Annotated in this window: 20 protein-coding genes; 13 read left to right on the top strand and 7 right to left on the bottom strand. The window is 66.0% G+C overall.

Going from position 1 to position 20,108, the window contains the following annotated elements; all coding sequences use genetic code 11:
• Window positions 1-10: 10 nt before the first annotated feature.
• Window positions 11-2,305 (bottom strand): 4Fe-4S binding protein, encoded by a 2,295-nt coding sequence (locus tag RPC_RS02150; RefSeq protein ID WP_011470910.1) that lies wholly within the window; start codon window positions 2,303-2,305, stop codon window positions 11-13.
• A 49-nt stretch (window positions 2,306-2,354) separates the two neighbouring features.
• On the opposite strand from RPC_RS02150, the gene RPC_RS02145 reads away from it, so the two are divergent.
• Window positions 2,355-3,347: a hypothetical protein gene (locus tag RPC_RS02145; protein WP_415914787.1), complete on the top strand. Its 993-nt coding sequence runs from the start codon at window positions 2,355-2,357 to the stop codon at window positions 3,345-3,347.
• 299 nt (window positions 3,348-3,646) lie between these two features.
• Here the strand turns inward: RPC_RS02145 and RPC_RS02140 are convergent, their stop codons facing one another.
• Window positions 3,647-4,684 carry a polysaccharide deacetylase family protein gene (locus tag RPC_RS02140; RefSeq protein WP_011470908.1) on the bottom strand — a complete coding sequence of 346 codons (1,038 nt, stop codon included), beginning with the start codon at window positions 4,682-4,684 and terminating at the stop codon, window positions 3,647-3,649.
• A gap of 428 nt (window positions 4,685-5,112) precedes the next feature.
• Here RPC_RS02140 and RPC_RS02135 point away from each other — a divergent pair, with 428 nt between their 5' ends.
• The 3 genes from RPC_RS02135 to RPC_RS02125 all read left to right on the top strand — a co-directional run bounded on the left by RPC_RS02135 (window position 5,113) and on the right by RPC_RS02125 (window position 8,366).
• A complete protein-coding gene (locus tag RPC_RS02135) occupies window positions 5,113-5,865 on the top strand; it encodes a thermonuclease family protein (RefSeq protein ID WP_011470907.1) in 753 nt (250 codons plus the stop codon).
• A gap of 255 nt (window positions 5,866-6,120) precedes the next feature.
• Complete coding sequence (locus RPC_RS02130; protein WP_011470906.1) at window positions 6,121-6,849, top strand: hypothetical protein; 729 nt, start codon at window positions 6,121-6,123, stop codon at window positions 6,847-6,849.
• Window positions 6,849-8,366 (top strand): ADP-ribosylglycohydrolase family protein, encoded by a 1,518-nt coding sequence (locus RPC_RS02125; RefSeq protein ID WP_011470905.1) that lies wholly within the window; start codon window positions 6,849-6,851, stop codon window positions 8,364-8,366. Before RPC_RS02130 ends, RPC_RS02125 begins: the two co-directional genes overlap by 1 nt.
• Window positions 8,367-8,541: 175 nt before the next feature.
• On the opposite strand, the gene RPC_RS02120 is transcribed toward RPC_RS02125, so the two are convergent.
• Window positions 8,542-9,552 (bottom strand): DUF2778 domain-containing protein, encoded by a 1,011-nt coding sequence (locus RPC_RS02120; RefSeq protein ID WP_080507298.1) that lies wholly within the window; start codon window positions 9,550-9,552, stop codon window positions 8,542-8,544.
• Window positions 9,553-9,836: 284 nt separating this feature from the next.
• Between RPC_RS02120 and RPC_RS02115 the strand changes: the two genes are divergently transcribed.
• From RPC_RS02115 to RPC_RS02075, 9 genes are all read left to right on the top strand, one after another.
• Entirely contained in the window at window positions 9,837-10,064 is a 228-nt protein-coding gene (locus RPC_RS02115) for an FmdB family zinc ribbon protein (RefSeq protein ID WP_011470903.1), read from the top strand.
• A gap of 151 nt (window positions 10,065-10,215) precedes the next feature.
• On the top strand, window positions 10,216-10,830 hold the full coding sequence (locus tag RPC_RS02110; protein ID WP_011470902.1) for a ribonuclease D: 615 nt from the start codon (window positions 10,216-10,218) through the stop codon (window positions 10,828-10,830).
• Window positions 10,831-11,007: 177 nt separating this feature from the next.
• Complete coding sequence (lptC, locus tag RPC_RS02105; protein ID WP_011470901.1) at window positions 11,008-11,742, top strand: LPS export ABC transporter periplasmic protein LptC; 735 nt, start codon at window positions 11,008-11,010, stop codon at window positions 11,740-11,742.
• 7 nt (window positions 11,743-11,749) lie between these two features.
• The gene (locus tag RPC_RS02100) at window positions 11,750-12,427 is read left to right on the top strand and encodes an LptA/OstA family protein (protein ID WP_011470900.1); all 678 of its coding nucleotides are present in this window, start codon (window positions 11,750-11,752) and stop codon (window positions 12,425-12,427) included.
• 213 nt (window positions 12,428-12,640) lie between these two features.
• Window positions 12,641-13,594 carry an LPS export ABC transporter ATP-binding protein gene (lptB, locus tag RPC_RS02095; protein ID WP_011470899.1) on the top strand — a complete coding sequence of 318 codons (954 nt, stop codon included), beginning with the start codon at window positions 12,641-12,643 and terminating at the stop codon, window positions 13,592-13,594.
• 135 nt (window positions 13,595-13,729) lie between these two features.
• Window positions 13,730-15,391: an RNA polymerase factor sigma-54 gene (gene rpoN, locus RPC_RS02090; protein ID WP_011470898.1), complete on the top strand. Its 1,662-nt coding sequence runs from the start codon at window positions 13,730-13,732 to the stop codon at window positions 15,389-15,391.
• 55 nt (window positions 15,392-15,446) lie between these two features.
• Window positions 15,447-16,052, top strand: a complete 606-nt coding sequence (gene hpf / locus RPC_RS02085; protein WP_011470897.1) for a ribosome hibernation-promoting factor, HPF/YfiA family — start codon at window positions 15,447-15,449, stop codon at window positions 16,050-16,052.
• A 237-nt stretch (window positions 16,053-16,289) separates the two neighbouring features.
• A complete protein-coding gene (gene ptsN, locus RPC_RS02080) occupies window positions 16,290-16,751 on the top strand; it encodes a PTS IIA-like nitrogen regulatory protein PtsN (RefSeq protein WP_011470896.1) in 462 nt (153 codons plus the stop codon).
• Between the two features lie 125 nt (window positions 16,752-16,876).
• Window positions 16,877-17,431, top strand: a complete 555-nt coding sequence (locus RPC_RS02075; protein ID WP_011470895.1) for a manganese efflux pump MntP — start codon at window positions 16,877-16,879, stop codon at window positions 17,429-17,431.
• A 70-nt stretch (window positions 17,432-17,501) separates the two neighbouring features.
• Here RPC_RS02075 and RPC_RS02070 read toward each other — a convergent pair whose 3' ends face one another.
• The 4 genes from RPC_RS02070 to RPC_RS02055 form a co-directional block, all read right to left on the bottom strand.
• Entirely contained in the window at window positions 17,502-17,735 is a 234-nt protein-coding gene (locus RPC_RS02070) for a DUF2798 domain-containing protein (RefSeq protein ID WP_041802311.1), read from the bottom strand.
• Window positions 17,736-18,009: 274 nt separating this feature from the next.
• Window positions 18,010-18,273: a DUF1150 family protein gene (locus RPC_RS02065; RefSeq protein WP_011470893.1), complete on the bottom strand. Its 264-nt coding sequence runs from the start codon at window positions 18,271-18,273 to the stop codon at window positions 18,010-18,012.
• A gap of 52 nt (window positions 18,274-18,325) precedes the next feature.
• Entirely contained in the window at window positions 18,326-18,751 is a 426-nt protein-coding gene (locus tag RPC_RS02060) for an Hsp20 family protein (RefSeq protein WP_011470892.1), read from the bottom strand.
• Between the two features lie 162 nt (window positions 18,752-18,913).
• Complete coding sequence (locus RPC_RS02055; RefSeq protein ID WP_011470891.1) at window positions 18,914-20,014, bottom strand: sn-glycerol-3-phosphate import ATP-binding protein UgpC; 1,101 nt, start codon at window positions 20,012-20,014, stop codon at window positions 18,914-18,916.
• Window positions 20,015-20,108 lie beyond the last annotated feature (94 nt).

Raw genomic sequence — 20,108 nt, 5'->3', positions numbered from 1 at the left:
CGTAAGCCTCCTAGGCTTTAGGTTGCAGGTGGGGGGAGGGAGCGGCAGACAATCCGGCGATCGGCCGGCCGCCTGCGGTGATCAGCGTGTCCGGGCCCTTGCCGGTTCGCATCGACGGCGAGGACATCACCTCGCGCTTTTCGCGCTTCAGCCGCACCTGGATCATGTGCGGGCAGCGGTGATCGTCGAAATACAATTCCTGGCAGTGCATGCAGTAGATGCACTCGTTGACGTTGATGTGGCCTTCGGGATGGATCGCCTGCACCGGGCATTCGTTGCCGCAGCGTTGGCACGGCGAGCCGCATTCCTTCCAGCGCCGCAGCCATTCGAACATCCGGATCCGGCCGGGGATGGCGAGCGCCGCGCCGAGCGGGCACATGTAGCGGCAGAAGAACCGCTCGACGAACAGCCCGGCCGTGAGCAGCGTCAGCGCATAGACCACATAGGGCCAGTCGCGGGCGAATTTCAGCACGATCGAAGTCTTGAACGGTTCGACTTCGGCGAGCTGTTCGGCCAGCGCGGTGGAGTACAGCGACATCCCGAACAGGCCGAGGAAGATGATGTATTTGATCGGCCACAGCCGTTCGTGCAGCCCCCACGGCAGGCGATATTGCGGCACTTTCAGCGCCTGGGCGATGTTGTTGGTGAGTTCCTGCAGCGCGCCGAACGGGCACAGCCAGCCGCAGAACGGACCGCGGCCCCAGAACAACAGCGCCGCCGCGGTCGCCGCCCACATCATGAAGATCAGCGGCGCGGAGAGGAAGTACTGCCAGCTGAACCCGGTCATCAGCGAATTGACGAAGGTCAGCACGTTGACCACCGAGAGCTGCGCGTTGGCGTACCAGCCGAGCCACACCAGAATGAACAACAGATAGCCGCGGCGCACCCAGGTGTAGAGCAGCGGCCGTCGCACCAGCGCGTTCTGAAAAAAGAAAATCAACGTCAACACGCCGAGCGCCGCCGCGCCGATGCCGATCTTTACCAGATCGCCGCGCCAGATCCGCATCCACAACGGATCCTCGTCGCTGCCTTGGCCTTCGCCGACCCGCGGCGCGGCGGTGGAGGCGGCCGGCGCGGGCGACGGCTTCGCAGCGACCGGCGCCGGTTGCATCCGCTTCAGCAAACTATCCGGCAGCGCATAGCCGAGGTCGAAGGTCAGTGCCGCCTTGTCGCGGACGTCGAGCACGCGCTGCACCACCAGCTGCAACGCCCATGGCGCCGCCGGATCGAAAGCGAAGTCGGCCGGCACCAGGAACAGCGCGATCTCCGGAAAGTCCGGCGCGCCGGCGGCGGCGACGCTGCCGAGCCTTGTGTGGTCGCGGTCGCGGAACCGGATGCTGTTGTTGTCCTGGATCAGTTCGATGCGGTCGAAGATGCCGCCGCGCACATAGCCCGAGCCCTTGAACGAGTATTTGCCGGAGCCTGCGACCAGCAGCGCCTGCTGCCCGGGCTTCAACCGTGCTTTGAGCCGCTGATAGCCGTCGTCGCCGAGCAAGCTGCGGCCGATGGTCGGCACCGCGACGTCGGCGGCGTAGAGATCGATGAAGCTCGCATCCGGCTCGCCGTCTTCCGGACGCGCCGCCGCGGCGGCGTTGCCGGATTTCTCGAACGCCTGGTTGACGTCGCCGACGCTGAGCTGCAGCCGGCGCAACGCGCCGTCGGCGAGCAGCCCCTGCCAGTCGCGGACTTCGCTCTTGTCCATGTCGATGATCTTGGCGGCGTCGGGCGGCGCTGTGGTCACCGCCGCGACGGGGCCGCCGTCGGCAAGCCGGTTGCTGCGGATCAGCTTGATCGCCGAGCGCACGATGCTGTCGCCGATCACCAGCACGGTGACGGTGGCGCCGCTGACGATATCGACCCGCGGCGGCTTGGCGCCGCCGCGCGCCACCACCGTCATGTCGACGCCGATCAGCTTGTTGACGACATCGAGGATTCGCTTCTCGGGAATCCCGAGCAGAATGATCGGCTCTTTGTGTTCGACCAGCTTGAACCCGGTCAGCACGCCTTTGGGATCGATGCCGACCAGCATCTCGATCGGCTTGCCGGAGTAACCGGTGGCGTTGGTGAAATCCGAATTCAGATAGACGAATCCGAGCAACCGATCGGACTTGTACACCGGCACGATCGCCGGTTCGCCCTGCGGCGGTCCGAAACGGTCGGCGCCGGGAACGAGTTCGCCGGGCTGGGATTTGGCGAGATAGTCGCCGAGCACGCCTGCTGCGAAGCCTGGGGCAGCATTCCCCAGCCAGCAGCAGAGCGCCAGCGCGAGGCTGAGGAGCAACGGAGTGAGGGCAAGTTTTCGCAAGTCGCAGGTTCCAGGTTCGACAGAACGCCGTTGTTCTGGATCGCGTTGGTTGCGTCGGGGGCCGTATAGCAGTCGAACTCGGCGCTTCGTTGCGCTAGAGCAAGCTTTACGGAACTCGATCAGACGAATCTGTCGTGGGTGGGAGTGTCCTGCAATGCGTACTGAACCGCTCTTGACAGTTGCTCCCGTGGCCGCGGTCCAAAGTGTGGCGGAACTTTACGCGATTGCACTGACTCAGGCGGAAACCGCAGCCACGCATTATCAACGACACGCGACAGCGGGCGACACGGCATCGGGCGACACGTCATTGCTATCGACGCAGTCTGTTTTCGAGGTGCTGGCGCGACGCGAACGGCAACGCGCTGAGGCGATCACCGTAGGCGCAGTCGCCGCGTTGAACAAGCCGCCGGATGCTGCGGACTTACTTTGGAGTCCGACCGATCTGGTTCCGGCGCAGGAGATTTCCGAGATCGGCGACTCGTCGCTCGGCACCGCCTATGATGCGTGGGCGCTGGCGGTGCGCCATCGCGAGCGGGCGTTTGTTTTCTGGACCTATGTGGCGGCGTTGGCCGGCGATCCGACGGTGCGATCGACCGCGGAGGGATTTGCCCGCGAGGCGTTGCGCGATGGCGATGCGCTGCGGCGCGAACGGCGGCTCGCCTGGCGATCGTTGCGACACGACGCAACCGGTGAGCGAGAGGCCGCGCGCGAACCCGCATCCGCGGCGCTGTTGGAAAGCCTGCTGCTCAAGGACATCATGGCGTGGGCGGCGCAACTGACGCCAAGCGAACGCGGCGTGCTGATGACGCTTGCGCCCTCGCCGCTGCCGCCGGATCACGATCCGCATGATCCGCTCGTCGCCGAGGGCTCGCTCGACGAGATCAAAAGCCGCGCGCTGCGCCGCGCCGAACAACTCTCCAATCTCTATCTCGAAGACGCCGATCGCGCGCTCGACCAGGCCGGGCTAGAATTTGCGCAGCGGCTGGCGGCGCAATCGATCGCAAGGCTCGCCGCGCTGCGGAGCATGGCGGCGACGGGGTAAAAGGAAGCCGTCATTCCGGAGCTCGCGCAGCGTCAGCTGCGAGAGAACCCGGAATCTCGCAGCCCGCGACCGTGACGCAAGGACGTTCCCGATCGATCAGCAAAATGAGGCCTCGTGTCCCGGACGCGGTGCAGCGCGAAGCGCTGCTCCGCAGAGCCGGGACCGTCACGAAGGCAGCGTCCGTAACGGCCCCGGCTCTGCAGCGCACCACGCCGCAAGGGCGGCGCGTTGCACTGCGTCCGGGGCACGCCCGCGGTGGAAGCCACGCGGCAATATTCAGCGCCGCCCGAACGCCGCAACTAATTCGCTGCACCCGAGACGGTGCGCACCACGCCGGCGGTGGCGCGCGCGCTGACCGCGGGTGCCGGCGGCATCAATGCGGCGACCGCGGAATCATATTGCGGCAGCGTGACCACGGCGTCCTTGGCGGTGACGTGCACCACCTTGTAGCCGCCGGCCTTCAGCTGCTGCAGCACCTGCGGCATCGCCAGCGCGGTGCTGTGCTGGAAGTCGTGCATCAGGATGATGCCCTTGCCGGCCTTTTGCAGCTTGGTCATGATCGAGCTCACCACGGCGTCGGGCTCATGGATCGCGAAATCCTTGGAGTCGACGTCGATCGAGAACGCCGCGATGTTGCGTTCGCCGAGATAGGCCTTCAATTCCGGGGTCTGACGCAGCTGCGGAAAGCGGAAGAACGGCGCCGGCGCCCGGCCGGCCGCAATCGCGATGGCGCTGAAGCCCTTCTCGATTTCGTCCTTGGCTTCCTGCAGCGATTTCTTGGCGAGGTTGACGTGCGACCAGGTGTGCGAGCCGATGGTGTGGCCCTGCGCCACCACGTCCTTGAGGATCGCCGGATGCCAAGAGGCGTGTTTGCCGATCGGGAAGAACACCGCCTTGACGCATTCGGCCTCCAGCGCCGCCAGCACCGCGCGGGTGTTCACCGGCCAGGGTCCGTCATCGAACGACAGCACCACTTCGCCGGGCTGCAGGAAGTCGTAGTCGCGATATTGCGTGAGGCCGAAGCCGGGACCGCCCGCGGCATCGATCTGCACCGTGCGCGAGACGCCGAGCGCGCCGGGATGGCTGCAGCTCGCACTGGTCTTCGCGGCCTCGGCGGCGCGGGTCTGCGGCGTCGCGACGCTCGGCGCCGCTGCGGTGGATTCGGTGGCGTCGGCGCGCGGCGTCGGCCATCGCGCCGCCACCGTGCCGGTGGTCAATTCGGCCTGGACCTCGGCCGCATCGGACGCTTTGTTGAAGAACATGTGGCTTGCCGTGGCACCGATCACGATCGCCAAAACACCGCCGCCGGCCGCAGCCAGAACCGTTACTCTACGCACAGAAACCACCTCGCCGCCGAACTCCGGCCTGAAATTTCAAGTTCGACCGAAATGGTTAAGCGCTGGTTGTCGTGCGCTGAATTATTGCGGCTCGCGGCTCAGGCCGGCGTTCAGCATCGCGTGAGGTGAGCAGGGCTTGGTCATTCCGGGGCGCGAGGCCGAAGGCCGAGCGAACCCGGAATCTTGCTACGGGTGATGACCCGGGCGCGTTGCGAGATTCCGGGTTCTCTCGCAGCTTGCGCTGCTCGAGCCCCGGAATGACGCCGAACTTTACGAAGCGCCTCGCCCCCGCTTGAAGGACCGCTCAGCGCTCCCGCGCGCTGGCAATCGCGTCAGCGGCCGCTCCGCATATCCCGCGCTTGGGGTGCGGGCAATCACCGGTTAAGTTCTCCGACAGACGTCACTGCTCGAGCACCGGCAAAGGGACCATGCGCGCATTCCTGTTCGTTATTTTGCTGCTTGCACTGGCCGCCCCCGGCCGCGCCGCCGAGCCGATCGTCAAGGACGGCAACACCCTGCAACTGGGCGGCACCACCTTTCGGCTCGACGGCACCGATGCGCCGGAGTTCGACCAGCTCTGCGTCGACGACCGGGCCGATCCGCGGCCCTGCGGACAGCAGGCCCGCGAGCAGCTGGTCAAGCTGATCGGCGGCCGCGAGATCGCCTGCAAGGATCTCGGGCCGGACAAGGTGTACACCACCCGCCGGCTCGGGATCTGTACGATCGCGGGCGAGGCCGACAGCCTGAACCAGATCATGGTGCGCGAGGGCTGGGCGCTCGCCGCGGAGTCCGACGGCAAGCCGCGCTTTGCCGCCGAGGAAGCCACGGCGCGCGCCGAGCGTCGCGGCCTGTGGCGCGGCTGCTTCGTCGCGCCAAGGCAGTTCCGCCGCTGGGACAGGACCGCGGCGCTGCTCGGGGCGTCGTGCCGCGCCGACAAGAAGCCGGAGTTGCTCGCGATCCTATTCCCGGACGATCCGGCGATGCCGCCCGGCTGCGCCATCAAGGCGAAGTTCGCCGCCCGCGCGCGCTTCATCGGCAAGGTCGGCATCTATCATCTGCAGGGCTGCCGCAGCTATGCCACGCTCGGCAAGCCGAACCGCTGGTTCTGTTCGGAACAGGACGCCCAGGCCGAAGGGTTTCGCAAGGCGTTTAACTGCGGGCGCAATGCCAAGACGCCGTGAGCGCCGCACGCCACGCCCCGCGTGGCTGAGATAGATGTCGCTGAGATCCATGTCAGCGTGCCCCGGACGCGGTGCATCGCGCCGCTCTTGCGGCGTGGTGCGCCGCAGAGCCGGGGCCGTGACGGATGCTGCCGTCGAAACGGTCCCGGCTCGCAGTGCCGCGTGAAGGACGCGGCACCGCGTCCGGGACACGATCCTCGGATTCAATTTCTTGCTACAAGATGATTTGCATGTTGCGAACAGGGCGAGGCGGCGATGCCGGTGGTGTCGGATCAGATTGAAATCTTGGAGGCGTCGGCGTGGAGCAAGGTCGGCAGTCAGGCCGGCTCCAACCCCGGCGGCATCTACCAAGACGACGGTGGCGTCCGCTGGTACGTCAAGACGCCGAACACCGCCGACCACGCCCGCAACGAGGTGCTGGCCAACCGGCTGTATCGGCTGGCCGGCGTCGCGGTGCCCGACGTCGAACTGGCTTGGCGCGACGGCGATCTGGCGGTGGCGAGCCGCATGGTCAAGGGCCTGATGCTGGCGGAGCTGCCGGAGCATCTGTCGGAGCAGGCCGCGGTCCGCGTCGGCGAGGGCTTCGCCGCCGATGCCTGGCTGGCCAACCGCGACGCGCTCGGCGTCGACCTCGACAACATGATCGTCACCGCCGCCGGCGCGGTGATCCGCATCGATCAGGGCGGCGCGCTGCGCTATCGCGCGCAGGGCTCGCTGAAGACCGAATTCGGGCCGATCGTGGTGGAGTTCGAGACGCTGCGCGACCGCCGCAAGAACGCGGTGGCGGCGAGCTTCTTCGGTGCGCTGACACAGCAACAACTGCTGTCGTCGCTGCGCCGCGTGACGCAGATCGGCACCGCCGCGATCGCCGCCGCCGTGAACGGCATCTATGGCGACGGCGCCGAGTCCAGTCGGCTCATCGATACACTGATCGCGCGCCGCGACGATCTCGCGCAACGCGCCCAACGCCTCGAGGCCAAGTGATGCGAACCTCGGCGTCCCATCCTTTGCAGATCGCGGCGGTCGCCGGCGGCCCCGGCTGCGGCCGGGTCGGGCTCACCTTCTGCCCCGGCAAGTACGATCCCTATGCGGCCAGCGGCGCCTGGAAGCGCGATCTGGCCAGCGACCTCGATCTGATCCGCGATTGGGGCGCGGCCGCCGTGGTCACCCTGGTGGAGCAGCGCGAGCTGGCGATGCTACGGGTGGAGACGCTCGGCGAAGAAGTGCTGCGCCGGCAGATGGCGTGGTTTCATCTGCCGATCGTCGACGTCTCGGTGCCGGATCAGGATTTCGAATTGGCCTGGGATTCGGCCGGCGCGGGGCTGCGCGCGATTCTGCGCAGCGGCTTCGACGTCGTGGTGCATTGTCGCGGCGGGCTCGGCCGCGCCGGCACCATCGCGGCGCGACTGTTGGCCGAACTCGGCTTCGAGCCGGCCGCCGCGGTGCGTGAGGTGCGCAAGGCGCGGCCCGGTGCGATCGAAACCCCGACGCAGAAACACTACGTGCTCGCCGTCCGCACCGCCGACGAATCGCCGCCGCCGGCGGATCGCATCCGCGATCGCGCGATCGGCGCGCTGGCCGGGCTGGCGATCGGCGACGCCGTCGGCGTGCCGCTGGAGTTTCAGCCGCGCGATAGCACTCCGCCGCTGCATGACATGATCGGCGGCGGGCCGTTCCGGCTCGAGCCCGGCGAATGGACCGACGACACCAGCATGGCGCTGTGTCTCGCCGACAGCCTGCTCGCCTGCCCAGGCGCCTTCGATGCGGCCGATCTGATGGGCCGCTTCGTCGCCTGGTGGGAGCAGGGGGCCAACTCCGTCAATCAGCGCGGTTGTTTCGATATCGGGCTCACCACCAAGGCGGCGTTGCAGCGCTGGCAGCGCGAGCGCGATCCCTATGCCGGCTCGCCGGATCCGCGCGCCGCCGGCAACGGCTCCTTGATGCGGCTGTCGCCGGTCGCGATTCGATTCTGGAACGACCGACAAGCCCTGCAGGACGTCGCGATCCGACAGAGCCGGACCACGCACGCCGCCGCCGAAGCGCTGGAGGCCTGCGCGCTCTACGCCGAGATCCTCGCCGACGCCATCGAAGGACGGCCGCGCTCGCAGCTGCTGCGGCCGCGCGATGGCGCCTATGCCGGCGCGGTGCAGGCGATCGCCGCGGGAAGCTGGCGCGGCAAGCGCCGCGACCAGATCCAAAGCTCGGGCTACGTGCTGCATTCGCTCGAGGCCGCGCTGTGGTGCGTCGGCAGCACGGCGGATTTTTCCTCCGCGGTGCTGAAGGCCGCCAATCTCGGCGACGACGCCGACACCACCGCGGCGATCGCCGGGCAACTGGCCGGCGCGCTGTATGGCGCAAGCGGCATTCCGCGGCATTGGATGGCGCGTTTGGCCGGCCGCGAGGCGATCCTTTCGCGCGCCGCCGCGTTGTTCGACCGCTCACTCGGCGCGCAAGCGCCGCCGCCGACGATAGCTGATCAGAGACTTTTCGGGTTGGATTGATGCGCTTGAAGACTTCCCAGGCTGTCATTCCGGGGCACGAGCAGCTTCGCTGCGAGTGAGCCCGGAATCTATAACCCCTGCAGGCAGTATGAATTCCGGACGTGTTCGTTCTTGCGAACTCGCAATCCCGAATGACGGCTGATTTGGGTTCGACGCTTCGAGCCGAAAGAATGCTCTACAGCTGCGACGTCGATCGCCGCGCGACCGCGGTGGTGTCGCCGAGGCTCGGCACCACCACCAGGCGCTTGATCTCGCCGTTCTGGTAGGCCTGCAGGAAGCGATCGTATTGCTTGATCGACACGCAGCCGTTGGAATCGCCGTTCGGCCCGAGCATGTAGCTGTGCGCCAACAGGCCGGAGCGCCCCAGCGTGTCGTTGCGGCCGACCGGGATCATGCGGATCGCCTGCACGCCGTGAAACAGCCGCTCGCGGGGCTTCAGCTCATAGACGTTCGGCGGCGTCGCGCCGACATTGTGTTTGTCGACGTGCCCCGGATCGTCCATCAGCGCGCCGAAGCCGGAATGCGCCTCCAGCTTGACGCCGTTCGGCATGTAGACCCGCCGCGCCGAAATATCATAGACCGCGGTGGCGTTGTCATAGCCGAGTGCTACGAGGTTCGGCCCGTCGCTGCCGAGCCCTCCATCGGGATCGAGCGAGGCCAGCGTCATTCGTCCGGAAAACATCTCGGAGAATTTTTCCAACAGGCCCGGCTGCGGGTCGTTGCTGACCGCGGCGCTGCGCTGCGCCGCCATCAGGTCGGCCAGCACCGGCCGCGACCGCGGCAGCGGCACCGCGACGACGCTGGTGGTCTGCGCCGGCGGCGTCGACGTCATGGCGATCAGATCCGGCGGCGCCACGCTTTGCGCGGTGAGATCCTGCGCCAGCCGCGCCTTGGCCTGGCGCAATTTGGCTTCGAGTTCGGGTGTCAAAGATCGCATGGCGGCAGGCGGCAGCGCCACCGGAGCAACTTGGTCGGAAATCGAATCTCTCAAGAACCGGGCATCGAACGACGCCACCTCGACGACGCTTGTGGGAGTCGACTCAAAGACCCAGGCGATCGGATCGATATCGGCGATCCAGGCTGCGGTCGCGGCGGCCAGCGCCACGCCGAGCAGCCCTATCGTGCCGGGAAACAGGACGCCGCGCCCTGATGGGATGTTCTCAACGCACGTTTTGACGTGGGCCATCCATTTCCCCGTGCGACGCCATGGACGGCTCGCCCATTCCGCCCAGAATGCATCAAGCCGGCGCATCATGAAAGCCAAACTGCGGCAGTTTAGAGACCGCCGCCATTGCCTCGGGTTTGCCACAACATGCAGCGGCCGGCTGCGAGGGCGGTTTGGCTATTGGTTTCGCGGTATCATTGTATTGTTGGCGGGCTGTCAACTGGCCCGGTTCCTGCTTCGCCCTTGGGCTGCGACCCCTGCCGCCGGTGGTGCCGACCGGATTCGTCGAGAGGATGACGCCAACCATGCCGCTCTACAGTTTTCATTGTGCGAAGTGCGACAGCGACGTCGAATTGCTGGTCGGCTGCGACGACAAGCCGGCCTGTCCGCACTGTCGCAGCAAGAAGCTGCAGCGACTGGTGTCGCGGGTGGTGGCGCCCGGCAAGAGCGGCGGACTGATCAAGGCGGCGCGGGCGCAGGCCGCCCGCGAAGGCCATTTCAGCAATTACAGCCGCTCCGAACGTCGCGGTTAGGCCGGCCTGTCGGGGCCGGTCGCGCCGGCTCACGGTTTTGATTGACGGAACGGCGCGCTTCGCAGAAGTTCGCCGCACGTTTGGCCGAGGTTGCAATGCTCAGTTGCCCCGCAAGCGCTTCTGACAACGTCCAAAACCGAGGCTTTCCGACATGACCATCCGCCTGCATCGCGGCGATCTGCCAGACTTGTCGCGCTACACCGATTCGGTGGCGATCGACACCGAAACCATGGGGCTGAACCCGCATCGCGACCGGCTCTGCGTGGTGCAGCTCTCCAACGGCGACGGCAGCGCCGACGTGGTGCAGATCCCGGTCGGCCACAGCGACGCGCCTAACCTGAAGAAACTGCTGGGCGACCCGGCGATCACCAAGATCTTCCATTTCGCGCGGTTCGATCTCGCGGCGCTGTACAACGCGCTCGGGGTGATGCCGCAGCCGGTGTATTGCACCAAGATCGCCTCGCGGCTGACCCGCACCTATACGGATCGGCACGGCCTGAAAGATCTGGTGCGCGAAGTGCTCGGCGTCGATTTGTCGAAGCAGCAGCAATCCAGCGACTGGGGCGCGCAAAGTCTCAGCGACGCGCAATTGGCCTACGCCGCCTCCGACGTGCTGCATTTGCACGGCCTGCGCACAAGGCTCGACGCCATGCTGGCGCGTGAAGGCCGCACCGAATTGGCTCAGGCGTGTTTCGATTTCCTGCCGACCCGCGCCAAACTCGACCTCTCAGGCTGGGCGGAACAGGATATTTTCGCGCATTCCTGATCGGGGACCGCCGCGTTTCGGTCATCTTCCTCGTTCTGGTGATCGGCTTCACCCGCCCGTGGCGGGCGTGGGGCTTGCGGAACCGGCGGGTCGGCGCCAGTTGGTGTCGAGGTCGTATGGCCGCGCGGGCGCCCCGGCGCGGGCAGGCGTTTTGGAGCAGCGGTGCAGTCGGTCCAGATGACGTCATCCTATCAAGCCGGAATGGAGACGCGCTTTGCCGCCGCTGCGCGTCACAGCCGGCTGGTGCGGTTGTTGCGGGTCGCGGTGCCTCTGGCGGTGCTGCTGGCAATGGCCGCGATCGTCGCGGTTTCGGTGTTCAACCCGTTCCGTTTCTTGGCGAAGCTGCCGGTGGACATGGGCAATCTGGTGGTGTCCGGCACCAAGATCACGATGGAATCGCCGCATTTGTCGGGATTCTCGCCGGACCAACGGCCCTATGAATTGTGGGCCAAGACCGCGACCCAGGACCTCACCACGCCCGACCATGTCGATCTGGCGACGTTGCGGGCCAAGCTTTTGACCCAGGACCAGGCGACCGTCACGGTCGATGCGCGCCAGGGGCTGTTCGACACCAAGGCGCAGCTGCTCGACTTGCGAAAGGACGTCTACTTGCTGAGTTCGACCGGCTACGAGGCCTGGATGACCCGGGCGTTTATCGATATCGGCAAGGGCACCGTGGTGTCGGACGAGCCGGTCGACGTGAAATGGCAGGGCGGAACGCTGCGCGGACAACGCATGCGGGTCACCGAAAAGGGCGAGATCGTCCGCTTCGAAGGCGGCGTGGTGATGAATCTGGACGGCGTGCAACCCGCCCCGGCCGAACCACCCGCCCCGCAGCCGTCCGCGCCAAGGGCCGAAACCGCGCCGGCCAGCCCGCCCCGGGCTGTCTCCGGCAAAGCCAATGTGAAATGATCGCGCGATGACGAAGCTGCAGATGACCGGTCGAACCTTGGGAGGCGCATGCGTTGCGATGCTGGTCGTCGCAGCGCTCGGCGTTGCTCCGGCGGCCGCGCAGGCCGGGATGACCGGCGTCCCCAACGCCATGCAGGGCTTTTCGCAAAATCGCGACAAGCCGATCCAGATCGAAGCCGCCACGCTCGAAGTCCGCGACAAAAAGAAAGAAGCCACCTTCACCGGCGACGTCAAAGTGGTGCAGGGCGACACCACCATGACCTCCAGGATTCTGGTGGTGTTCTACGATCAGGAGCAGCCGGCGAGTGCCGAGCCGACGCCGGGCCGTTCGGCCAAGGCCGCAGCGAAGCCGCAAATGACCGCCGCCGCCCCCGGCCCCGGCGGCGGATCGTCGATCCGCCGACTGGAGGCCAAAGGCAACGTCGTGGTGACCCAGAAGGACCAGGTGGTCACCGGCGATACCGCGGTGTTCGACACCAAGACCAATCTGGTGACCATGCTTGGCGGAGTTGTGCTGACCCAGGGCAAGAACGTGGTGCGCGGCGACCGGCTGCTGGTCGATATGACGACCGGCGTGTCGCGGGTCGAGTCGGGCAGCGGGCGGGTTCAGGGGCTGTTCCAGTCCTCCCCCGGCGCAGGGCCGCTCGGGACGGCGCCGCCGCCGAATTCGGCCAAGCCGAAATAGCTTTTCGACGCGCCCACCGCGGCGCAATGAGGTTGAGTGGCAGGGTGGTGACCCGCTAAGGGTTTGGCGGGTCAGGCGGGCGTTTGGCGGCGGGGTGCGATGCACCACAATTCGCCGCTATTGCTCGGCAAACACCGGACACTCAGTGATGGAAGGCCGCCGGTTTGCAGCGCGGGCCTTCGAACCAAGGCCGGGAAGGTTGACGTTAACGATATGGTGGATCTCCTCGGCATGTTCCGTCGCCGGCCGGCGAAGGCCGCCCCGAGCTTTGCGCGCGCGCAGCGCGGCGACATCACGGGTCTGGGCGACAGCGTGGGCGATCTGTTGACCAGCCCGGTGCGCGACGTGCCGCCGGTCGCGCGCGATCCGGCCGCCGCGCCGCCGATCGCTCCGCAGCAGCCGGCCCGTTCGAATCCGGCGCGGGCGCAGCGTGCGCCGTCCCGCGATGGCTTTCTTGCGGTCCATGGCATCGAGAAAAGCTTCGGCAGCCGCCGCATCGTTCGCGGCGTCAGCATCTACGTCCGGCGCGGCGAAGCGGTCGGTCTGCTCGGCCCCAACGGCGCCGGCAAGACAACCGTGTTCTATATGATCACCGGGCTGATCAAGGCCGATCGCGGCGCCATCGAACTCGACGGCCACGACGTCACCAAGCTGCCGATGTATCAGCGCGCCCGGCTCGGCATCGGTTATCTGCCGCAGGAAGCATCGATTTTCCGCGGCCTCAGCGTCGAGCAGAATATCCGCGCGGTGCTCGAGGCGGTGGAGCCGGATCGCCGCAAGCGCGAGGCCGAACTCGACAATCTGCTGCATGAATTCAACATCGAGCGGCTGCGCAAATCGCCGTCGATCGCGTTGTCGGGCGGCGAGCGGCGGCGCGTCGAAATCGCCCGCGCCTTGGCCAGCCGGCCGAACTACATGCTGCTCGATGAGCCGTTCGCCGGCATCGATCCGATCGCGGTGGGCGACATCCAGGACCTGGTCCGGCATTTGACCAACCGCGGCATCGGCGTGCTGATCACTGACCACAACGTCCGCGAGACCCTGGGCCTGACCGACCGCGCCTATATCGTCTATGCCGGAGAGATCTTGACCGAAGGCAGTCCGGAGGAGATTGTCAATAATCCGGATGTCCGGCGCCTTTACCTCGGCGAGGAGTTCCGGCTGTAGCGCTGTCCAGCCCGCTGAACGTCAATCGCCTGCCGCCGCGGCGCCCATACTCCAAATTTCCCATTCGTCAAGCCGTGTACATCGGCCCCGGAAAGCGCTAAGCAAGAAACGGACCAATCTGGAACGGCTGCCTGCATGGCACTGACCCAACGCTTAGAATTCCGCCAGTCGCAATCGCTGGTGATGACGCCGCAGCTGATGCAGGCGATCAAGCTGCTGCAACTGTCGAATCTCGACCTCGCCAGCTTTGTGGAGGACGAGCTCGAGCGGAACCCGCTGCTCGATCGCGCCAATGAGAACGGCGAACCGCCGGTTCCGGGCGAGCTCGCGCCGGAGCGCGCCGAATTCTCCGACCGCGACGACGCCGCGTCGGGATCTGGCGAGGATGCGGGGGCGGATGGCTCGGATTTTTCCGACCGCGCAGCCGGCGATGGCTTTGAAGCCTCGGCCGAGGACTGGATGCAGCGCGACCTCGGCAGCCGCGCCGAGATCGAACAGACCCTCGACACCGGCCTCGACAATGTATTTTCCGAAGAGCCGGCCGAGACCGCTGCGCGCACCGCGCAGGACGCAGCCCCAACCGCCTTCACCGAATGGGGCGGCGGCTCGTCGAACGACGACGGCTACAATCTGGAAGCCTTCGTGGCCGCCGAAATCACGCTGGGCGGCCATCTGGCCGAACAGCTGGCGGTGGCGTTCACCGATCCCAAGCAGCGGCTGATCGGGCAGTACCTGGTCGACCTGGTCGACGACGCCGGCTATCTGCCGCCGGATCTCGGCGACGCCACCGAACGGCTCGGCGCCAGCGCCGAGCAGGTCGAGGCGGTGGTCGCAGTGCTGCAGAAATTCGACCCCGCCGGGGTCTGCGCGCGCAACCTCAGCGAATGCCTGGCGATCCAGCTGCGCGATCGCGACCGCTACGATCCGGCGATGCAGGCCTTGGTCGAGCATCTCGATCTGTTGGCCAAGCGCGACATCGGCGCGTTGCGCCGGATCTGCGGCGTCGACGACGAGGACCTCGCCGACATGATCGGGGAGATCCGCCATCTCGATCCGAAGCCGGGGCTGAAATTCGGCACCGCGCGGGTGCAGACCGTGGTGCCCGACGTCTATGTGCGGCCCGGGCCGGACGGCGGCTGGCATGTCGAGCTGAACAGCGAGACGCTGCCGAAGGTCCTGGTCAATCAGGTGTATTATTCCGAACTTTCGAAGACGATCCGCAAGGACGGCGACAAGGCCTACTTCACCGATTGCCTGCAGAACGCCACCTGGCTGGTGCGCGCGCTGGATCAGCGCGCCCGCACCATCCTCAAGGTCTCCACCGAGATCGTGCGCCAGCAGGACGGCTTCTTCACCCAGGGCGTCGCCCATCTGCGGCCGCTCAATCTGAAAGCCGTCGCAGATGCCATTCAGATGCACGAGTCGACAGTCTCGCGCGTGACCGCCAACAAGTATATGGCGACCAATCGCGGGATCTTCGAACTGAAATACTTCTTCACCGCGTCGATCGCCTCGGCAGACGGCGGCGAAGCCCATTCCGCCGAGGCGGTGCGCCATCACATCAAGCAATTGATCGACGGGGAAAACCCGGCGATTATTCTGTCCGACGACACCATCGTTGAAAAACTGCGCGAGGCTGGTATTGACATCGCCCGGCGCACCGTCGCCAAGTACCGCGAAGCGATGCGGATTCCTTCCTCCGTCCAGCGTCGCCGAGACAAGCAAAGCATGCTTGGAAATGCACTCACAGCGCCGGCAACAACGGCAGACCGGTCCCGCGACACCGCACCGGCTTGATTGAGTTCATTCCTCCTGAAACTGTATCTCCATCTTAGACGAATCGAGGCATGACATGACCATTCGGGTCTCCGGCAAGAGCATCAGTGTCGGCGAAGCGTTGCGCGGCCGCGTCAGCGAGCGCACCGACGAGGTGCTGCGCAAGTATTTCGACGGCAACTATTCCGGCCACATCACCCTCAGCAAGGACGGCTTCGGCTTTCGCACCGATTGTGCGCTGCACCTCGATTCCGGGATCACGTTGGAAGCCGAATCCAACGCCGCCGACGCATATGCCAGCGCCGACCAGGCGCTATTGCAGATCGAAAAGCGGCTGCGCCGCTACAAGAGCCGGCTGAAGGATCGCTCGGCCCGAAAGATCCACGCCGCCGCCGCCGCGGTGGCGGAACTCGGCAGCGCGACGCTGGACGCGCCAAGCTACGTCATCGAGGCGCCCGACACCGAAACCGAGATCGCCGATGAGGGCTACAACGCCGTGATCATCGCCGAAGCCACCACCTCGCTGAAGCGGTTGTCGGTTTCGGAAGCGGTAATGGAATTGGACCTCACCGGGGCGCCGGTGGTGGTGTTTCTTCATGGCGGCAGCGGCCGGGTCAACGTCATTTATCGGCGGCCGGACGGCAATGTCGGCTGGGTCGATCCGCCGGTGGTGCCCAGCTGAGATCGCCATTGACGCCCCGCGGAGCGCTCCCTATGGTCCGCCGCCTTCGCGGGCCGCGCCCCGGCGGCGGCGGTTTTGCGCCGGCCGAGACTGGTGCTAGACTGCACCAGTTCGATGATTTCAGAGCGTTTTCCACCGGCGAAGCGAACTCCTGTCCGCCTGCCACTGCGCTTCCGCTTGACCCAGCCTGCCGCACGCCTATTTCACACTGACGGTAAATCATCCTCGGAACGCTTCATGACGATTACCGATCTGGTCGCGCCCGAGGCCGTTCTCCCGGCGTTGAAAGTCAATAGCAAGAAGCAGGCGTTGCAGGAGTTGGCTGCACGTGCCGCTGTGCTGACCGGACAGAACGAACGCTCGATCTTCGAAGTGCTGCTGCAACGTGAGAAGCTCGGCACCACCGCGGTCGGCTACGGCGTGGCGATTCCGCACGGCAAGCTGCCGAAGCTGGACAAGCTGTTCGGGCTGTTCGCGCGGCTGGAGCGGCCGATCGATTTCGAAGCGATGGACGGACAGCCGGTCGATCTGGTGTTTCTACTGCTGGCGCCGGAAGGCGCCGGCGCCGACCACCTCAAGGCGCTGGCCCGCATCGCGCGGCTGTTGCGGGATATGGACGTCGCCAAGAAGCTGCGCGCCTCGCGCGACGCCCAGGCGATCTATTCGGTGCTGGCGCTGCCACCGGCAACCGCAGCCTGATGCGGACGATGTAGCAAACGCGCGGGCGGCGACCGCGGCCCGTAAGACGCTCATCAAATTCGTTGAACGACGTCGCCAGCCGCCGGGTCTGTTGGTCCCGTGCTGCCGCCTCAACCGAGACCAAGATGTTTCAGATCGCCATCCTCGCCTTCAGCCTGTCGACCGATGCCTTTGCCGCCTCGGTCGCCAAGGGTGTGAGATTTCCCAACATGTCGTGGCTGCGCAGCGCGGGGATCGCGCTCGGGTTCGGCACGCTGGAAGGGCTGGCGCCGCTGATCGGCTATCTGCTCGGCAAGCAGTTTGCCGGGACGATTGAGGGTTATGACCACTGGTTTGCTTTCATCATCCTGGCCGGCCTCGGCCTGCGGATGATCTGGCGGAGCTTTCACCCCGAAACGCTGAGTTCGCCGCAGATGACGCCGACCTGGGCCGCTGTGCTCGCCACCGCGGTCGGCACCAGCATCGACGCCACCGCGGTGGGACTGACGCTGGCGCTGTTCGGCGACAACATTCCGCTGACCCTGTTCGTGATCGGGATCGTCACCTTCGTGCTGACCTTGATCGGCTTGCGGGTCGGCGGACTGATCGGCGAGCGCACCGGCCGCTGGGCGGAATTGGCCGGCGGGTTCGGCCTGATCGCGATCGGCGCCAACATACTGGTCACTCACCTGACCGCGTGAGCCAGGGCAGCAGCTGCGGTCATCGGCTCTCCGCGGACGGCGCCGCGACAGCCCGGGATGGCCATCCGGGTCAGCTTTCTTCTTGGGTCAAAAAATGCGTCAGCCGACGGATCGCGGGGGCGGCGACCAGCACCACCGGCAGCATCACCGTCCATGACAGCAGCCAGGATTGCAGCCAGTGCCGCAGAAACACCGCGGCGCCGGTCAGCGGCAGGCTGGCGATGGCGGCGGCAACCGCGCAGGTCATGCCGGATTGGATGACGCTGAAAACGAAGTGGCTATAGCGGCGGGGAATCGCAAACATCTGAGTTCCGGCTTTGGTCGCCATGCGGCCGCCTCGCTCGAAGCAGCGCTGTGCCCGCGTCCATCTGTTGCCGATGCGAGCGACGGACTTGTCCTGCGCTCGAACCTTGCCCCGCCGGCCGGCATCCTGCAACCGTCAGCCGCATTCTTCGGTGCGACGATGGCAGCATCGGCGCAAAAAAGCGCGGGCCGCCGATATCATCGGTCAGCCCGCGCTAAACTCGCTCTGATTGCTCGTCCCGCTTGCGCGCGTTGATCTCGCGGCGCCGCTTTCGTCAGTGGACGCTGACGGCCTGCAATTCCTGGCTCCAGGCGTTGGCGATCGCAGCTTCCCGACTATCGGTCAACATGATCGGCGTGCCGTCGGCCGAATGCAGCGCGAACAGCTTCAAGCCCGGCGCAATCCGCGGCGCCTGCGGAAACAGGCCCGGCACATCTTCGGATCGGATCTGCTTCACATAAGCGATATGGCCCTCGCCAAGGGTGGCAAGCGCCTCGGTGGAGACGTCGACATTTTCAACGACATTCACTGCGGTCATGGTCTCGACTCCTTATGGTCATATCAAGCGGTCGAGTCCGCTACTCGTTCCATTATTCGTGCTCATTGATAGCGATTGTCTTAACAACCCGCTCCGGCTCAGGCCGGGCCAGATCGATCGACAACAGCCCGTTCTTCAGATCCGCACCCAGCACTTGCATCCCCTCCGCCAGCACGAAGGTGCGCTGGAAGTGGCGCGCGGCGATGCCGCGATGGATGTATTGCCGGGTCTTGTCGTCCTGCTGCCGGCCGCGGATCACCAGCTGGTTTTCCTCAATGGTGACATCAAGTTGGTCGCGGGTGAAGCCGGCGACCGCGAGCGTGATCTGGAGCTTTTCCGGCTCCCCGTTACAGCGGTCGCAACGCTCGATGTTGTAGGGCGGATAACCGTCGGCGCCCTTGACGACGCGATCAAGCGCACGCTCAATATCGTCGAATCCCAGCAGGAACGGACTGGATAACGTCGGAACACGAGACATTTTCGTACAAAGCCCTCTCGAAGCGACTTTGAGTTCAGGGCCCTTGCGGCACCCTGAGAGTCGGCCGGCTGGCGGACTGCCCTCCGGTCACTGCACAATATGGGCATCACCCCGCCCTGTTCAAGAACCCCGATCGGGCGTCCCAAGGCGGCACTTTGGCACTTACAGGTCGATCCGGCGGCGGCCGTCGGCGCTGAACAGATGCAGTTTTTCACGCGGCGCCGTGACCATGATCCGCTCGCCGGCCGCAGGGGCGCTTTGGCCGGGGACCCGGACGATCACCTCGCCGGGCGGCAATTCGCCGGGCTTGGCGCTGATCACAGGCTCGCCGTGACGCGAGCGGGCGCCATAGACGAAGGTCTCGGCGCCGACCCGCTCGATGGCGTCGACGACGAGCTCGAGCGCCAGGCCGCCGCTCGCCGCGGCCTCCGTCGAAATCAGCAGATCCTCGGGGCGAATGCCGAGAATCCCAGCCTCGGTGTTCGCCCGAACGTCGCCGGCGAATTGCGCGCGGATCTCGTCGGGCTCGAGCGCGATCAGGTTCATCGGCGGCGCGCCGATGAACGAGGCGACGAAGGTGCTGGCGGGCTTGCGATAGATCTCCAGCGGATTGCCGATCTGCTCGACGACGCCGCCATTCATCACCACCAAAATATCGGCCAACGTCATCGCCTCCAGCTGGTCGTGGGTGACGTAGATCGAGGTGGTGTTGAGCCTGCGCTGCAATTTGCGGATCTCGACCCGCATCGCGATGCGCAGCTTGGCGTCGAGATTGGACAGCGGCTCGTCGAACAGAAACACTTTTGGCTGCCGCACGATGGCGCGGCCCATCGCCACCCGCTGGCGCTGGCCGCCGGAGAGTTGCTTGGGCTTGCGCTCCAACAGCGCGCCGATCTCCAGAATCCGCGCCGCCTCGCGGACCCTGCTGTCGATCTCCGGCTTCGGCATGCCGCGGTTGCGCAAGCCATAGGCCATGTTGTTGTAGACGCTCATATGCGGATACAGCGCGTAGTTCTGGAACACCATCGCGATGTCGCGATCCGCAGGCTCGATGTCGTTGACGACGCGGCCGCCGATGTCGATCTCGCCTTTGGTGATGGTCTCGAGCCCGGCGACCATCCGCAGCAGCGTCGACTTGCCACAGCCGGAGGGGCCGACCAGCACGCAGAACTGGCCGTCGCCGACCGCAAAGTCGATGCCCTTGATGGCCTCGACGCCGCCGGGATAAGTCTTACGCACGTTGCGCAGGGTGACGTTAGCCATCGGCGCGCTCCGCGCGCCAAGAGAGCGAATAGCGAATAGTGAGTAGCGAATAGTGGCGCTCACGACGGCGTAGGCGTCGCGCGGCCCTCTTACT

The organism is Rhodopseudomonas palustris BisB18 (assembly GCF_000013745.1).
Taxonomy (GTDB): domain Bacteria; phylum Pseudomonadota; class Alphaproteobacteria; order Rhizobiales; family Xanthobacteraceae; genus Rhodopseudomonas_A; species Rhodopseudomonas_A palustris_F.
Note: the sequence above shows the minus strand (reverse complement) of the source record. Positions and strands in the feature narration are given on the sequence as shown.

Excerpts from the sequence above, each read along its gene's own strand:
- RPC_RS02135 (WP_011470907.1), top strand. The coding sequence starts at position 5,113 with ATGCGCGCATTCCTGTTCGTTATTTTGCTGCTTGCACTGGCCGCCCCC.
- RPC_RS02130 (WP_011470906.1), top strand. The coding sequence starts at position 6,121 with ATGCCGGTGGTGTCGGATCAGATTGAAATCTTGGAGGCGTCGGCGTGG.
- RPC_RS02125 (WP_011470905.1), top strand. The coding sequence starts at position 6,849 with ATGCGAACCTCGGCGTCCCATCCTTTGCAGATCGCGGCGGTCGCCGGC.
- RPC_RS02120 (WP_080507298.1), bottom strand. The coding sequence starts at position 9,552 with ATGGCCCACGTCAAAACGTGCGTTGAGAACATCCCATCAGGGCGCGGC.
- RPC_RS02115 (WP_011470903.1), top strand. The coding sequence starts at position 9,837 with ATGCCGCTCTACAGTTTTCATTGTGCGAAGTGCGACAGCGACGTCGAA.
- RPC_RS02110 (WP_011470902.1), top strand. The coding sequence starts at position 10,216 with ATGACCATCCGCCTGCATCGCGGCGATCTGCCAGACTTGTCGCGCTAC.
- lptC (WP_011470901.1), top strand. The coding sequence starts at position 11,008 with ATGACGTCATCCTATCAAGCCGGAATGGAGACGCGCTTTGCCGCCGCT.
- RPC_RS02100 (WP_011470900.1), top strand. The coding sequence starts at position 11,750 with ATGACGAAGCTGCAGATGACCGGTCGAACCTTGGGAGGCGCATGCGTT.
- lptB (WP_011470899.1), top strand. The coding sequence starts at position 12,641 with ATGGTGGATCTCCTCGGCATGTTCCGTCGCCGGCCGGCGAAGGCCGCC.
- rpoN (WP_011470898.1), top strand. The coding sequence starts at position 13,730 with ATGGCACTGACCCAACGCTTAGAATTCCGCCAGTCGCAATCGCTGGTG.
- hpf (WP_011470897.1), top strand. The coding sequence starts at position 15,447 with ATGACCATTCGGGTCTCCGGCAAGAGCATCAGTGTCGGCGAAGCGTTG.
- ptsN (WP_011470896.1), top strand. The coding sequence starts at position 16,290 with ATGACGATTACCGATCTGGTCGCGCCCGAGGCCGTTCTCCCGGCGTTG.
- RPC_RS02075 (WP_011470895.1), top strand. The coding sequence starts at position 16,877 with ATGTTTCAGATCGCCATCCTCGCCTTCAGCCTGTCGACCGATGCCTTT.
- RPC_RS02070 (WP_041802311.1), bottom strand. The coding sequence starts at position 17,735 with ATGTTTGCGATTCCCCGCCGCTATAGCCACTTCGTTTTCAGCGTCATC.
- RPC_RS02065 (WP_011470893.1), bottom strand. The coding sequence starts at position 18,273 with ATGACCGCAGTGAATGTCGTTGAAAATGTCGACGTCTCCACCGAGGCG.
- RPC_RS02060 (WP_011470892.1), bottom strand. The coding sequence starts at position 18,751 with ATGTCTCGTGTTCCGACGTTATCCAGTCCGTTCCTGCTGGGATTCGAC.
- RPC_RS02055 (WP_011470891.1), bottom strand. The coding sequence starts at position 20,014 with ATGGCTAACGTCACCCTGCGCAACGTGCGTAAGACTTATCCCGGCGGC.